Annotated in this window: 10 protein-coding genes; 7 read left to right on the top strand and 3 right to left on the bottom strand. The window is 72.7% G+C overall.

Features of this window, described 5'->3' with window-relative positions; genetic code table 11:
- Window positions 1-37 precede the first annotated feature (37 nt).
- Window positions 38-832, top strand: coding sequence for a glycerophosphodiester phosphodiesterase (locus tag BLW04_RS08445; protein WP_175483959.1), 795 nt, complete (start codon window positions 38-40; stop codon window positions 830-832).
- Window positions 833-850: 18 nt separating this feature from the next.
- Here the strand turns inward: BLW04_RS08445 and BLW04_RS08440 are convergent, their stop codons facing one another.
- On the bottom strand, window positions 851-3,595 hold the full coding sequence (locus tag BLW04_RS08440) for an ATP-binding protein (protein WP_091538709.1): 2,745 nt from the start codon (window positions 3,593-3,595) through the stop codon (window positions 851-853).
- 103 nt (window positions 3,596-3,698) lie between these two features.
- Here BLW04_RS08440 and BLW04_RS08435 point away from each other — a divergent pair, with 103 nt between their 5' ends.
- Together BLW04_RS08435 and BLW04_RS08430 are read left to right on the top strand one after the other, a co-directional pair.
- Window positions 3,699-4,826 (top strand): class I SAM-dependent methyltransferase, encoded by a 1,128-nt coding sequence (locus tag BLW04_RS08435; RefSeq protein ID WP_091538555.1) that lies wholly within the window; start codon window positions 3,699-3,701, stop codon window positions 4,824-4,826.
- Between the two features lie 50 nt (window positions 4,827-4,876).
- Window positions 4,877-7,009: an alpha/beta hydrolase gene (locus BLW04_RS08430; RefSeq protein WP_091538552.1), complete on the top strand. Its 2,133-nt coding sequence runs from the start codon at window positions 4,877-4,879 to the stop codon at window positions 7,007-7,009.
- On the opposite strand, the gene BLW04_RS08425 is transcribed toward BLW04_RS08430, so the two are convergent.
- Window positions 7,006-9,846: an FAD-binding and (Fe-S)-binding domain-containing protein gene (locus BLW04_RS08425; protein ID WP_217630920.1), complete on the bottom strand. Its 2,841-nt coding sequence runs from the start codon at window positions 9,844-9,846 to the stop codon at window positions 7,006-7,008. The genes BLW04_RS08430 and BLW04_RS08425 overlap by 4 nt on opposite strands.
- Entirely contained in the window at window positions 9,843-11,144 is a 1,302-nt protein-coding gene (locus BLW04_RS08420; protein ID WP_254781184.1) for a hydroxyacid-oxoacid transhydrogenase, read from the bottom strand. The genes BLW04_RS08425 and BLW04_RS08420 overlap by 4 nt, the downstream gene beginning before the upstream one ends.
- A gap of 106 nt (window positions 11,145-11,250) precedes the next feature.
- On the opposite strand from BLW04_RS08420, the gene BLW04_RS08415 reads away from it, so the two are divergent.
- The 4 genes from BLW04_RS08415 (at window position 11,251) to BLW04_RS08400 (ending at window position 15,429) form a co-directional block, all read left to right on the top strand.
- Window positions 11,251-11,580: a hydrogenase maturation nickel metallochaperone HypA/HybF gene (locus BLW04_RS08415; RefSeq protein WP_091538546.1), complete on the top strand. Its 330-nt coding sequence runs from the start codon at window positions 11,251-11,253 to the stop codon at window positions 11,578-11,580.
- A 91-nt stretch (window positions 11,581-11,671) separates the two neighbouring features.
- Window positions 11,672-12,388 carry a hydrogenase nickel incorporation protein HypB gene (gene hypB, locus BLW04_RS08410; protein WP_254781183.1) on the top strand — a complete coding sequence of 239 codons (717 nt, stop codon included), beginning with the start codon at window positions 11,672-11,674 and terminating at the stop codon, window positions 12,386-12,388.
- Between the two features lie 193 nt (window positions 12,389-12,581).
- The gene (locus BLW04_RS08405) at window positions 12,582-13,592 is read left to right on the top strand and encodes an NADH-quinone oxidoreductase subunit B family protein (protein WP_254781182.1); all 1,011 of its coding nucleotides are present in this window, start codon (window positions 12,582-12,584) and stop codon (window positions 13,590-13,592) included.
- Between the two features lie 46 nt (window positions 13,593-13,638).
- A complete protein-coding gene (locus BLW04_RS08400) occupies window positions 13,639-15,429 on the top strand; it encodes a nickel-dependent hydrogenase large subunit (RefSeq protein ID WP_091538540.1) in 1,791 nt (596 codons plus the stop codon).
- Window positions 15,430-15,432 lie beyond the last annotated feature (3 nt).

Raw genomic sequence — 15,432 nt, 5'->3', positions numbered from 1 at the left:
CGGGCTGACCGGCCCCGCCGGGTCTAGGTTGGGTCCCGTGGCCACGCTCGAGCACGGCGACCCATCGGCACCAGGCCTCTTCGGGTTCGAGCCAGCGGTCATCGGGCACCGCGGCCTCGGCCGCGGGGTCGTCGATGGGCACCGGGAGAACACGCTGGGGTCGTTCACCAGCGCGGTCGGGCTGGGGATGTCGTGGCTGGAGGTGGACGTCCGGCGGACCGCGGACGACACCCTCGTCGTGGCTCACGACCCCACCTACGCCGACGGCGTCCGCGTGGCCGACCTCTCCGGGGCCGAGACCGACGAGCGGGGGACCCTGCGCCTGGCCGACCTGTTCGCGGAACTGCCGGCGCACGTCGGGGTGGACGTGGACCTGAAGTCCTCCATGGACGACGGCTCCCGTCCGTCGGACCGCACGACGGCGGGCGTGCTCAGCCCGGTGGTCGCCGACGAGGCCACCCGGCGGCCGGTGGTGGTCTCCTCCTTCGACCCGGCCGCGCTCTCCTGGATCCGCCACGAGGCACCGCAGGTCGGCCTCGCCTGGCTGACCTGGCACCGGTTCCCGCTGGAGATGGCCGTGGCCGGGTGCGCACACCTGGACATCGACGCCCTCGGGTTGCACGTGGGCTCCCTCGGGGTGGACCGGGCCACCGGGCAGGTCGACGTGCCCGCGGTGGCGCGCATGCTGTCCCTGGTCCACGGCGCGGGCCGTGAGGTGATGGTGTGGTGCCCCGAGCTGGAGCCGGCCCGGATGCTGGTCGACGCCGGAGTCGATGCCGTGGTGGTGGACGACGTGCCGCAGGCCCTCGGCGCATTCGCGATGACCGCCTGACCGGCCTGGCGGCGCACGTCAGCCGGCCGCGTCGGCTCCCGGACCGGCGAGCCGGCCCGACAGCTCCGCCCGGGACGCCACGCCGAGCTTCAGGTAGACGTGCCGGAGGTGGTACTCGACGGTCTTCGGGCTCAGGAAGAGCGCCGTCGCCGCCTCCCTGGTCGTGCGCCCGTCCGCCAGCATCGTGCCGATCTGCAGCTCCTGGGGGGTCAGCTGGTCGAGCGCGCTGGCCGTGCGGCGGTGCGCGGTCTCGCCGGTGGCCCGCAGTTCCACCGCCGCCTGGTCCGCCCACGGGGCGGCGCCCAGCGACTCGAACGTCGCCAGAGCGGCGCGCAGTGGTGCGCGCGCATCGGTGCGGCGGCGGGCGCGGCGCAGCCGCGCACCGTGGGCCAGCTGTGTCCGGGCCAGCTCGAAGACGTCCAGCGTCTGCCGGTGGGAAGCCAGGGCCAGCGCGAACTGCTCGTCCATGGCCGGCGCGGGGCACGTCAGCGCCACCGCCCGGGCCGCCCGGGCCAGTGCCCAGGGCTGCCCCTTGGCCCGGGCCCGGGCGGAATAGCGGTCGGCCAGGTCGCCGGCCGCGTCGGCGCGACCGGCGTGGACGAACGCCTCGACCAGTTCCGGGGCGGGGGAGAGGTCCACGTCGACGAGCCGGAGGTCGCCGAGCAGCCGGTCGAGTCGCTCGAGGTGACTGATCGCGTCCGCGACCCGCCCGGTGCCGAGCTCCAGCTCTCCGAGAGCGAACAGGGACCACGCGTGGAACAGCGCCAGGTGCCGCGATCCGGCGAGCCGCATCGTCTCGGCGGCGTGCTCACGGCACACCACCGCGCGCCCCTGGCGGGCCTCGAGCCAGGTAAGGCCGGCCAGGCAGGCCACCAGGTCCGTGGTGTGCCCCGCCTCCCGGGCCAGCTGAATGCCCTCGGTGTAGTTGACCTCGGCGACGTCCCAGCGGTCCCTGGTCGCCTGGTCCCGGGCGACCTGGAACAGCAGGAACGGCAGTCCGCCGATGTCGCTGCGGCGACGGAGGTCCGCCACGACGGTCTCGACCAGTTCCCGGCCGGTGCCGCTCTCCCGCAGGAACAGCGGGCCGATGACCAGCCAGGGCGCCAGCCGCGGGTCGGTCAGCAACAGTCCGCCGGGCGTGACCTGCCGGACGGCGGAGCGCATCCGCTCGGGCCCGCCCGCGCCGGTGAGCACGCCGGCCACGCCACCGGCCATCGCGGCCACCCACCGCGCGGAGTCGGTCCCGACGCGTTCGACCAGCCGGTCGATGCGGGCCGAGGCGTCGGCCACCGTGGCGGTGTCGGCGAGGAAGAAGCAGGCCAGGATCGCGTCGGCGAAGAGCAGGACCGCCGTGTCCGGCGCGGCGTCGGCGCTCTCGGTGCCCGCGGCCATCAGCACGTCCCGGGCGTCCTCGACCGACCCGGTCCGGGAGGCGATGGCGCCCCGGAGGCCGGCTGCCCGCACCCGGAGAGCCGACGGCTGGGGCAGACCGGACGACTCGGCCAGCAGGGTGTTCGCCCGCTTCCCCGTCCCGGCCTGCCAGGCGGACGCCGCGGCCGACACCAGCCGGCGGGTGCGATCGGCGAGGTCCGGGCTCAGCCGGGCAGCGCGCTCGAAGGCCCCGGCCGCGACCGCGTGCGCGCTGCGGTCCCGCGCCCGGGTCGCCGCGGCGTCCAGGAGCCGGGCGGTCTCCTCGTCGGGCCCGTGCGCCGCCGCACCGAGGTGCCACGCCCGGCGGTCGACGTCGGCCTCGGGGAGGGCGTCGGCCAGGGCGCGGTGCACCGCGCGACGCTCTGCCGGGGACGCCTCGGCGTAGACGGCGGAGCGGACCAGGCCGTGGCGGAAGGTGAGGACGTCGGCGTCCACGCGGACGAGGTCGGCGGTCTCGGCCTCGTCGAGGGGCGTGCCCTCGACGCCGAGCAGCCGGCAGGCCCGGGCGGTGAGTCCGGGGTCGCCGCCGCTGGTGGCGGCGACCAGCAGCGCGGTGCGCGCCGGTGCCGACAGCCGGTCGGCGCGTCGCGCGAACGCGCGCGCCAGCGAGGCGGACACCGGCAGGGGGGCACCCGGCGGCAGGGCGTCGACGCCCTCGACGTCGTCGGCGAGTTCGAGCAGGGCCAGCGGGTTGCCCCCGGTGACCTCGTACAGGCGCGCGGCGACGCGATCGGCCAGCCGACGGCCGGTCGCGGTGACGAGCTCGCCGGAGGCCCCGGGGGACAGGCCCTCGACGTGCAGCACCGGCAGGTCGGCCGCGGTCATGGGGCAGGGGTGCCCGTCCCGGACGGCGGCCACGAGCAGCACCGGGTCGGCGGTCAGCCGCCGGGCCGCGAAGACCAGTGCCTGCGCGGAGGGCTCGTCGAGCAGGTGCGCGTCGTCGACCAGGACGGCGAGCGGGTCGTCCTGGGCGGACCTGCTCAACAGGCTCAGGGTCGCGGCGCCGACCGCGAACCGGTCGCCGCCCGTCCCGGGCCGCAGGGCCAGGGCCGCGGCCAGCGCATCGGCCTGCGGGGCCGGGATCGCGTCGAGGTGTGACAACAGGGGCCGCAGCAGCTGCAGCAGCCCACCGAAGGGCACCTCGGACTCCGACTCGGCGCCGGTGGCCCGCAGCAGCCGCATGCCGGTGGTGCAGGACGCGGCGTGGCCGAGCAGTGCGCTCTTGCCGATGCCCGCCTCACCGGTGAGCACGAGCACGGCGCTCCGCCCGACCCGCGCGGCGGTCACCAGGCCCTCGATCACCTGGCGCTCGCGAGCGCGACCGACCAGCATCCGCCGAGTGTAGGGACGGACCAGGGGGGTCCCCTGATGCGACGACACCCCGTGCGCGGCCAGGGTCGACGGCGACCGCACCACCGCCCGAGAGGGGCCCGTCATGACCGCCACCGAGCAACCCACCGCCACCGTCCAGCCGGTGACCCAGCCGCAGACCCGGCCGGCCTCCCGGCCGGTCGACCCGGACAAGCTGATGGCCTTCGTCTTCCGCGCGGTGGACGAGGTCGGCGCGACGCTGAACACGGCGCTGGTCGTGATGGGCGACGCCCTGGGCTACTACCGCGCGATGGCCGACGGCGCCGGCATCACCCCGTCGGAGCTGGCGGAGCGGACCGCCACGAGCGAGCACTACGCGCGCGAGTGGCTCGCCGCCCAGGCGGCCGGCGGCTACGTCGAGCACGACCCGGTGACCCGCCGGTACACCCTGCCGGCGGAGCACGCCTCCGCGCTGGTCGACGAGAGCAGCCCGGCCTACCTGCCCGGGTTCTTCCAGATCGCCGCCGGCACGGTGCGGGACGCCGCCGGGGTCATCGAGGCGGCGCGGAACGGCGACGGGATCGGGTGGCACGCACACAACAGCGACGTGCACGTCGGCTGCGAGCGGTTCTTCCGCACGATGTACAACGCACACCTGACCAGCGAGTGGCTCCCCGCCCTGGACGGCGTCGTCGCCAAGCTCGAGCGGGGCGCGGCCGTCGCCGACGTGGGCTGTGGCCACGGCGCCTCGACCATCCTGATGGCCCGGCACTTCCCGCGCTCGACGTTCACCGGCTCGGACTACCACGCCGGGTCGATCGAGATCGCCCGGTCCCGGGCCGCGGAGGCCGGCGTGGGCGACCGGGTCCGCTTCGAGATCGCACCCGCCGCCAGTTTCTCCGGCAGCGGTTACGACCTGGTCACCATGTTCGACTGCCTGCATGACATGGGCGACCCGGTCGGGGCGGCGCGGCACGTCAGGGAGGCGATCGCCGACGACGGCACCTGGATGATCGTCGAGCCGATGGCGGGCGACCGGGTGGAGGACAACCTCAACCCCGTCGGCCGGGCCTACTACGGCTTCTCGACGCTGCTGTGCACCCCCGCGTCCCTGTCCCAGGACGTCGGCCTGGCGCTGGGCACGCAGGCCGGGCCGGCCCGGATCAAGGACGTCGTCACCGCCGGGGGGTTCAGCCGGTTCCGTGCCGCGACCGCGACCCCCTTCAACAACGTCCTCGAGGTCCGTCCGTGACGGGAGCCGATCGGGTCCGACCAGGGCCGTGGAGGGAGCAGACTGCCCGCGTGGGCCAGGTCGCTCGGGCACGGGAGCCCGACGTCCAGGGCGTCGTCGAGCGGGACGGCGTCCGGCTGGCCTACGAGGTGTTCGGCGAGGGCCACCACCCGACCGTGCTGCTGATGCCGACGTGGTCGATCGTGTCCTCGCGGTTCTGGAAGGCCCAGGTCGGCCACCTGGCCCGCTGGTACCGGGTGGTCACCTTCGACGGCCGGGGCAGCGGCCGCTCGGACCGGCCGGCGGGGGCGGCCGCGTACACCGACGGCGAGTACGCGGCCGACGCCCTCGCCGTCCTGGACGCGACCGCCACCGACCGGGCGGTGCTCGTCTCGCTCTCCTGCGGCGCCGCGTGGTCGGTGCACGTGGCCGCGTCCGCGCCGGACCGGATGCTCGGCCTGTTCGCCATCGCGCCGTCCTGCGGATTGCCGGTACGGACGCCGGGCCGGGACCTGCAGCCGTGGAACGCCAGGCTCGACGGGCACGAGGGGTGGGCGAGCTACAACAAGCACGTCTGGCTCGATGGTGACTACGACGGCTTCCTGCAGTTCTTCTTCGGCCAGATGTTCAGCGAGCCGCACTCGACCAAGCAGGTCGAGGACTGCGTCGGCTGGGGCCGGGAGATCTCCCCGGCCACCCTGGCCGACACCACGGCCGGCCGGCTGGGGTGCGACGGGGCGGTCTGCGAGCCGCTGGAGCCGTTGTGCCGGCTCGTCAGGTGCCTGGTGACCGTCGTCCACGGGACGGGGGACCGGGTTCGCAGCCCGGAGGTGGGGGAGATGCTGGCCGAGCTGACCGGCGGTTCGCTGGTGCTCCTGGACGGCGCCGGCCACGGCCCACCGGCCCGTGACCCGGTGCGGATCAACCACCTGATCAGCGAGTTCGTCGACCGGGTCTGCCCCCCGACGGAGCAGGCGACGTGGGTCCGGGCGGCCCGGCGCAGGCGCCGGGCGCTGTACCTCTCCTCACCGATCGGGCTGGGCCATGCCCAGCGCGACACCGCCATCGCCACCGAGCTCCGCCTCCTGCAGCCCGACCTGGAGATCGACTGGCTCGCCCAGCACCCGGTCACCCGGGTGCTCGCCGACCGGGGCGAGCGCATCCACCCGGCGTCCGCCGAGCTGGCGAACGAGTCGGGCCACATGGAGCACGAGTCGGGCGAGCACGACCTGCACGCCTTCCAGGCCATCCGCCGGATGGACGAGATCCTGGTGAACAATTTCATGGTCTTCGCCGACGTCGTCCGGGACGGCGACTACGACCTCGTCGTGGGCGACGAGGCGTGGGAGGTCGACTACTTCCTGCACGAGAACCCGGAGCTCAAGCGGTTCGCCTTCGCCTGGATGACGGACTTCGTCGGCTGGTTGCCGATGCCCGAGGGCGGGGCGCGGGAGGCGGCGCTGACCGCCGACCTCAACGCGGAGATGCTTGAGCAGCGGGCCCGCTTCCGGCGGGTGCGGGACCGCTCGGTGTTCGTGGGCAACCCCGAGGACGTCGTCGAGGACTGCTTCGGTCCGGGGCTGCCCTCGATCCGGGAGTGGACCGAGCAGAACTTCGACTTCTCCGGATACGTGACCGGCTTCGACCCGGCGGCCCTGACGGGGACCGCCCGGCTCCGTCGCGGCCTGGGGGTGGGCGAGGGCGAGGCGCTGTGCCTGGTGACCGTGGGCGGCTCCGGGGTGGGCGGCTCGTTGCTGCACCGGGTGCTGGACGCCGTGCCGCTGGTGCGGCGTCGGGTGCCGGAGCTGCGGTTCGTGGTCGTCACCGGACCGCGGATCGACCCACGGTCGCTGCCCCGGACCCCCGGTGTTGCGGTGCTGGGGTACGTGCCCGACCTCTACCGCCACCTGGCCGCCTGCGACCTCGCGGTGGTGCAGGGCGGCCTGACGACGTGCATGGAGCTCACCGCGCTGGGCAGGCCGTTCGTCTACGTGCCCCTGCGCCGGCACTTCGAGCAGACCTTCCACGTCCGCAAACGGCTCGACCGGTACGGGGCCGGGCGGTGCCTGGACTACGCCCAGGCCGCCGAGCCCGACGCGCTCGCCGAGGTCATCGCGCAGGAGGTCACCCGGTCGGTGGCCTACCGCCCGGTGGAGACCGACGGGGCGGCCCGGGCCGCGGCGCTGCTGGCCGACCTCCTCTAGTCCGCCGGCGCGGTCGGGAGGCCGGCCAGCAGCTGGGCCAGGTGGACCGCCGTCCGGCCGTCGAGCTGGTCGAGCTGGGTGCGGCAGGAGAAGCCGTCAGCGAGGACGACGGCGTCCGGGCCGGCGCCGCGGACGGCGGGCAGCAGGTCGTGCTCGGCGATCCGGACCGACACGTCGTGGTGCCCACGCTCGACGCCCCAGTTGCCGGCCAGCCCGCAGCATCCGCCGACCCGGGTGACCGTGGCACCCGCCCGGCGCAGCAGCCGTTCGTCTGTGCTCCAGCCCAGCACGGAGTGGTGGTGGCAGTGCGGCTGGGCGACCACCTCGACCCCGGCCAGGGACGGCGGCGCCCAGCCGGGGGTCTCCGTCAGCAGCTCGGCCAGCGTGCGGGTGGCCCGGGCGACCCGCACGGTTGCCGGGTCGTCGACCAGCTCGGCGGCCTCACCGCGCAGCACGGCGGTGCACGACGGCTCGACACCCACGATCGGCATCCCGGCGTCGGCGTAGCCGGCGAGGGTGGAGATCGTGCCGCGCAGGATGCGCTTCGCGGCGTCGAGCTGGCCGGTGGTGATCCAGGTCAGCGCACAGCAGGTGTCCGCCGGGGGCACCTCGACCCGGTAGCCGGCCGACTCCAGCACCGTGACGGCTGCGACGGCGACCTCGGGGGCGAAGTGGTCGGTGAACGAGTCCACCCACAGCGCCACCGGCGGCCGGTCGTCATCGGTTCGCGGCGTCCACCCCGCGCGGAACGTGTGCGCGGCGAAAGCCGGCAGGTCACGTCGCTGGTCGACACCGGCGGCCCATTTCGCCAGCGCACCGCCGGGCCGGGAGCCCATGAGCGCGTTCACCAACCGGGGCGCGCGGGCGGCCAGGTCGGCCCAGCGGGGCAGCTGGCCGAGCGCGTAGTGCGGCCGCGGCCGAAGGTGCCGCCGGTAGGACTGGTGCAGCACCTCGGTCTTGTAGGCGGCCATGTCCACGCCGGTGGGGCAGTCGCGGGAACAGCCCTTGCAGGACAGGCACAGGTCGAGGGCGGCGTGCACCTCGGGGGAGCGCCAGTCGTGCACCGGCCCACCGGGGGCGAGCATCTCCTGCAGCACCCGGGCGCGGCCCCGGGTGCTGTCCTTCTCCTCCCGGGTGGCCGGGTACGACGGGCACATCACGCCGCCGGTGGCGGTCAGGTCGGCCCGGCACTTCCCGACTCCGGTGCACCGGTGCACCGCGGCAGTGAGATCCCCGCCGTCGTGCCGGTAGGCCAGCGCCAGGTGCTGCCGCCGGGGGCCGACCTCGGCGACCCGGACGTCGGCGTCGAAGGGTGCGGGGCGGACCAGGACACCGGGGTTGAGCACGTCGCCGGGGTCCAGGACGCCCTTGACCTGCTCGAACAGCGCGATAACGGCGGGGGAGTACATGTGCGGCAGCAGCTCGCTGCGGGCCCGGCCGTCGCCGTGCTCCCCGGACACCGACCCGCCGTAGCGGGCCACCAGCCGGGCGGCGTCGGTGATGAACGCGCGGTACCGCGGCCGGCCGCCGTCCTCGTGCTGCTGGCCGAACGGGAAGTCGATGCGGACGTGCACGCAGCCGTCGCCGAAGTGCCCGTAGGGCAGCCCCTGCAGGTCGTGCTCGGTGAGCAGCGCGTCGAAGTCGCGAAGGTAGGCGCCCAGCTGCTCCACCGGAACGGCGGCGTCCTCCCAGCCGGCGTGCGCCGGATGCCCGTCGCTGGTCCGGGCGGCCAGGCCGGCGCCGTCCTCCCGGATCCGCCAGATGGCCGCTGCCTCGGCCGGGTCGGCCACCACCAGGGAGTCGACGGCCCCGGCGCCGGCGACCATCCGCCGGGCGCGGTCGGCCACCTCGCCGGCGTCGTCGCCGGTGAGCTCGACGATCAGCCAGCCCTCGCCGCGCGGCAGGTCGGGGACGACGGCGGCGGGCACGTCGCGCAGGCGCTGGACGATGCGCGAGTCCAGCCCCTCCACGGCGGTGGGGGAGTAGGCGAGCAGGGCCGGGGTCTGGTCGGCCGCGTCGGGCATCGAGGGGTAGCCGAGGACGACGAGCGCGCGCACGGCCGGCTCGGGCACCAGCCGCACGGTGGCGCCCAGGGTGAGGGCGAGGGTGCCCTCGCTGCCTACGAGCGCCCGGGTGAGGTCGCCGCCGCGCTCGGGCAGCAGGTGCTCGAGCGCGTAGCCGGAGACCTGCCGGCCGAAGCGCCCGAGCTCGGTGCGGATGGTCGACAGGTGCGCGTCGACGAGCGCCTGCAGCGGGTCGGGCAGTGCGCCGGCGGCGGCGCTGGCCAGCTGCAGCTGTGCGCCGGCGCCGGTGACGACGTCCAGCGCGGCGACGTTGTCCGACGTCCGCCCGTAGCCCAGCGCCCGCGAGCCGCAGGCGTTGTTGCCGATCATCCCGCCGATCGTGCAGCGGTTGTGCGTGCTGGGGTCGGGGCCGAAGCGGAGCCCGTGCGGCCGGGCGGCGGCCTGCAGTGCGGCCTGGACGACGCCGGGGTCGACCACCGCCGTCCGGGTCTCCGGGTCGATCGACCGGATCCGGGACAGGTGCCGGCTGGTGTCGAACACGACGCCGGGGCCGACCGCGTTGCCGGCGATCGACGTGCCGGCCCCGCGGGCGGTCAGCGGCACGCCGAGCTCCCGGCAGACCGCAAGGGTCGCGACGATCTCGTCGGCGTGCCGGGGGCGGACGACCGCCCGGGGCAGCACGCGGTAGAGCGAGGCGTCGCTGGAGTACAGCGCCCGCGCCAGCCCGGAGCCGTCGACGTCGGCGACCCCCGCCCGGTGCAGACCGGCCAGCAGCTCGGCGTCCGCCACCTCCGAGTTGGCCGCGCGGGTCACCACAGGGTGATCGACCGGCGGAAGATGCCCTCGAGGTCGTCGGCGGTGACCTCCTTGGGTGCCGTGGCCAGCAGCCGCTGCTGCTTGAGCGTGCCCTCGACCAGGTCGCCGATGTCGCCCTCGTCGTAGCCCACCGCGCCGATCCCCCCGGGGATGCCGATGTCGCGCATCAGCGACGACAGCACCGCCGGCAGGTACTCCGCGGGGTCGTTCGGCTCCTCGGCGCGCGGGTCGAGCAACTGGGCCGCACGGCGGTGCCGGTCGGCGGAGGCGTCGAAGGTGAACCGGAAGGCCTCCGGCGCGGTGAGGGCCACCGACATGCCGTGCGGGATCATCGGGTGGTCGGCCGGGTAGTCCTTGGGGTTGAAGTCCTTCACCCGGCCGGCGATCGGGTAAGCGTTGGCGTGCGGGATGTGCACCCCCGCGTTGCCGAAGCCCATGCCGGCGAAGGTCGCGGCCATCGCCATCTTGGCCCGCGCCTCGTCGTCGTCCCCGTGGTGCACCGCGCGGCGGAAGGACTCCGCCAGCAGGCTCATCGCCTTCTCCGACCACATGTCGGCGATCGGATTGGCGCCGCAGTAGGGCACCCGCTCCTCGGGCTTCTTGTGCTCGTAGGTCGTGTACGGCCGCGCGGTGTAGCTCTCCAGCGCGTGGCAGAGGATGTCCATGCCGGCTGCGGCGGTCACCCCGGCCGGCTGGGTGCGGGTCAGCGAGGGGTCGATGACGGCGAGCGTGGGCCGGAGACGGACGTGGCTGATCCCGGTCTTCACCTTCTGCGACAGGACGTCGAGCACGCAGATCGTGGTGCTCTCCGCGCCGGTGCCCGTCGTGGTGGGGACGGCGACGAGCGGGTGCAGTGGGTTGACGGGGGCTTTCCCCCCACCGACCGGCTTGTTGACGTAGTCCATCAGCTCGCCGGGGTTCGTCGTCATCAGGTTCACCGCCTTGGCGGTGTCGATGCTCGTCCCACCGCCGACCGCGACGATCGCGTCCCAGGGGCCGTGTTCCCGGGCCCAGTCGACGGCGAACTGCAGGCTCTCGTCGGTCGGCTCGACGTGGGCGCCGTCGAAGACGTGCGCGTCGATGCCGAACTGGGTCATCTGGTCGGCGACCCGCTGCGGGTGGCCGGTGGCCGCGACCCCGGGGTCGGTGACGACGAGCACCCGCTTCGCCCCGGTCTGGGCGAGGTCGTAGCCGATCTCGTCGGCGGCGCCCACGCCGAACTTCAGGTGCGGGGCGCCGTAGGTGAAGACGCTTTCGGGATTCGCTGGCTGGAACGTGGACATGGGCGCGGACATCGTCTCTCCTCGCTGAGCGGACGGGGCTGCCCATCCTGCCCCAGCGGGCCCTTCACCCGGGAGGCCGTCCGGCGTAGCGTTCGCGCTCCGTACGGGCAGGAGTGCGATGCACGAGCTCACGATCACCCAGAGCGTGGTGGACGCCGTCACCGAGCGCACCGGGAGTGCGCGGGTGGCGAGCGTCCGGCTCCGGGTGGGCCGGCTGGCCGGCGTCGTGCCCGACGCGATGGCTTTCTGCTTCGGGCTGGTCACCGCTGGGACGTCGCTCGACGGCGCCGTCCTCGAGTTCGACCAGCCGGAGGGACGCGGCCGGTGCCGCACCTGCGGCCGAGAGTTCGTGCTCGCCGACCTCCTCCTGCTGTGCGACTGCGGCAGTGCCGACGTCGAGGTGCTGGCCGGCCGGGAACTGGCGGTCGCGTCGGTCGTGCTGGCCTGAGCGTTGCCGAGCTGATCGCCGGCGTGGTGCCGGCCGGGAGAGGTGGTCGAGCGTGTGCGGCACATGTGGCTGTGGAGAGTCCGACGTCCGCGTGGAGGGGCTGGCCGACGGGCACCGGCACGGTGTTTCGACCGAGCACGGGCACCCACCTGTGCACGAGCCGCGCTCGAGGACGGTCGACATCGAGACCGCTCTGTTGGCCAAGAACGACCACCTGGCCGGGCACAACCGCAGCTGGCTGGCCGAGCGGGGCATCGTCGCGCTGAACCTGATGAGCTCGCCGGGCGCGGGCAAGACCTCGCTGCTCGAGCGCACCCTCAAAGGCGCCCGGGTCGGGCGTGAGATCAGCGTGATCGAAGGTGACCAGGAGACCACCTTCGATGCGCAGCGAATCCGCGACGCGGGCGCGCGGGCGATCCAGATCAACACCGGATCCGGATGTCATCTCGACGCGACCATGATCGAACGAGGTCTTCGCGCACTCGACCCGAAGCCGGACAGTCTCGTCTTTCTCGAGAACGTCGGAAATCTGGTCTGCCCCGCGCTCTTCGACCTCGGGGAGCGTGCAAAGGTCGTGATCATCTCGGTGACGGAGGGCGACGACAAGCCGCTGAAGTATCCGCACATGTTCGCCGCCGCTGATCTGGTCGTCGTGAACAAGACCGACCTCCTGCCCTACGTGGACTTCGACGTGGACCGGTGCGCACGCGATGCCCGCCGGCTCAAGCCGACCCTGACGGTCCTTCCGTTGTCGGTACGCGACGGGTCCGGCCTCGGTGCCTGGTACGACTGGCTGAACGCGCTGTGACGCTTCGCGCGGCCTCCTCTCTTGACAGGGCGGTGAGCGGAAGGCCTAGATAGGACTCTGGTTGCGCAAGAGAGACGAAGATCTCGTCCCCCGCAACAACGCAGCGTGCGGGTCCGGGCGCTCCGGCCCCACGGGAAGTGTGGCGTCGATGCCCACAGCTGAAGCCCAGAAGGCCGAAGAGACCCTCATCCACGTGCTGTGGATCAACGCAGGTCTCAGCTGCGACGGGGACTCGGTGTCCCTGACCGCCGCCACTCAGCCCAGCATCGAAGAGATCGCGCTGGGCGCATTGCCCGGTCTGCCGCAGATCGCCATGCACTGGCCGTTGATCGACTTCGAGTGCGGCCCCAACGGGGGCGCCGACGACTTCCTCGAATGGTTCTTCAAGGCCGACCGCGGCGAACTCGAGCCGTTCGTTCTCGTCGTCGAGGGTTCGATTCCCAACGAGAAGCTGCACGACGAGGGCTACTGGTGCGGGTTCGGCAACAATCCCGCCACCGGCCAGCCGATGACGACGAGCGAGTGGCTGGACCGCCTGGCCCCGAAGGCGACCGCGATCGTGGCGGCCGGCACCTGCGCAACCTACGGCGGGATCCACGCCATGGCGGGCAACCCGACGGGGGCCATGGGCGTGCCGGACTACCTGGGCTGGGACTGGAAATCCAAGGCCGGCATCCCGATCGTGTGCGTGCCCGGCTGCCCCATCCAGCCCGACAACCTGTCCGAGACGTTGACCTACATGCTCTACATGGCCACCGGCCAGGCCCCGATGATTCCCCTCGACGACGCCTTGCGACCGACCTGGCTGTTCGGGCAGACCGTGCACGAGGGCTGTGACCGCGCCGGCTATTACGAGCAGGCCGACTTCGCCACCGAGTACGGCTCGCCCAAGTGCATCGTGAAGCTGGGCTGCTGGGGCCCGACGGTGAAGTGCAACGTTCCCAAACGCGGCTGGATGAACGGCATCGGCGGCTGCCCGAACGTCGGCGGGATCTGTATCGGCTGCACGATGCCCGGCTTCCCCGACAAGTTCATGCCGTTCATGGACGAGCCACCTGGCGGCAAGCTCTCCACGAACGCAGTGGGCCCTTACGGGTCGACGATGCGCAGGCTGCGGAGCATCACCACGCGCACGCTCGACCGAGAGCCCAAGTGGCGCAAGCCCGGCAGGACCCTTTCCACCGGCGCCACCCGCACGTGGTGACCCCCGCACCCGGTAATCCGACCCCCGACGAGAAGGCGGCGGCGCGATGACGTCGACAGTCCCGAAGCCCAGCAGCATGAGCCAAGGCAAGGACGGACTCGTCGAGATGGCGTGGGATCCCATCACGCGCATCGTCGGGAGCCTGGGGATCTACACGAAGATCGACTTCAACCAGAAGATCGTCGCCGAATGCCACAGTACGAGTTCGATCTTCCGCGGCTACTCGATCTTCATGAAGGGCAAGGACCCCAGGGACGCGCACTTCATCACCAGCCGGATCTGCGGCATCTGCGGGGACAACCACGCCACCTGCTCCTGCTACGCGCAGAACATGGCGTACGGGGTGAAGCCGCCGCACCTCGGCGAGTGGATCGTCAACCTCGGCGAGGCCGCCGAGTACATGTTCGACCACAACATCTTCCAGGAGAACCTGGTCGGGGTCGACTACTGCGAGAAAATGGTCGCCGAGACCAATCCGGGGGTGCTGGAGAAGGCCAACCGGACCGAGTCGCCGCATGCCGACGCCCACGGATACAAGACCATCGGCGACATCATGCGCTCGCTGAACCCGTTCACCGGCGAGTTCTACCGCGAGGCGCTGCAGGTCAGCCGCCTGGCGCGGGAGATGTTCTGCCTGATGGAAGGGCGCCACGTCCACCCCTCCACGCTCTATCCCGGTGGTGTGGGCACAGTCGCGACGATCCAGCTGATGACCGACTACATCACCCGGCTGCAGCGCTACGTCGAGTTCATGAAGAAGGTCGTGCCGATGCACGACGATCTCTTCGACTTCTTCTACGAGGCCCTGCCCGGCTACGAGCAGGTAGGGAACCGGCGGATCCTGCTCGCCTGCTGGGGGTCGTTCCAGGACCCCGAGCACTGCAACTTCGAGTACAAGGACATGACCGACTGGGGACGCAAGATGTACGTCACCCCCGGCGTGGTCGTCGACGGCAAGTTGGTCACCACCGACCTGGTCGAGATCAACCTCGGCATCCGGATCCTGCTCGGCTCGTCGTACTACGACGACTGGGAGGACCAGGAGATGTTCGTGAAGAACGACCCGCTCGGCAATCCGGTCGACCGGCGGCACCCGTGGAACCAGCACACCAATCCCGAGCCGCAGAAGCGGGACCTGGACAACAAGTACAGCTGGGTCATGTCGCCACGCTGGTTCGACGGCAAGGACTACCTGGCCCTGGACACCGGCGGCGGCCCGTTGGCACGGCTGTGGGCCACGGCGCTGGCCGGGCTGGTCGACATCGGTTACGTCAAGTCCACCGGCCACAGCGTGCAGATCAACCTGCCGAAGACCGCGCTCAAGGGCCCGGTGGAGTTCGAGTGGAAGATCCCGCAGTGGAGCAACACGATCGAGCGCAACCGGGCCCGGACCTACTTCCAGGCGTACGCGGCCGCCTGCGCCCTGCACTTCGCGGAGAAGGCGCTGGTCGAGATCCGGGCCGGCCGGACCAAGACCTGGGAGAAGTTCGAGGTTCCCGCCGACGGTGTCGGCTGCGGCTTCACCGAGGCGGTGCGCGGCGTGCTGAGCCACCACATGGTGATCCGGGACGGCAAGATCGCCAACTACCACCCCTACCCGCCGACCCCCTGGAACGCGAGCCCACGCGACTCCTTCGGCACCCCCGGGCCCTACGAGGACGCGGTGCAGGGACAGCCGATCTTCGAGGAGAACGACCGGGAGCACTTCAAGGGCATCGACATCATGCGCACGGTGCGCAGCTTCGACCCGTGCCTGCCCTGCGGGGTGCACATGTTCCTGGGCGAGGGCAAGAAGCTGGAACTGCTGCACTCACCCACCCAGTCCGCCGGCAGCTGAGGC

This window comes from Modestobacter sp. DSM 44400 (assembly GCF_900107175.1).
In the GTDB taxonomy this organism is placed as follows: Bacteria; Actinomycetota; Actinomycetes; order Mycobacteriales; family Geodermatophilaceae; genus Modestobacter.
This window is presented reverse-complemented; position numbering and strand designations above follow the sequence as displayed.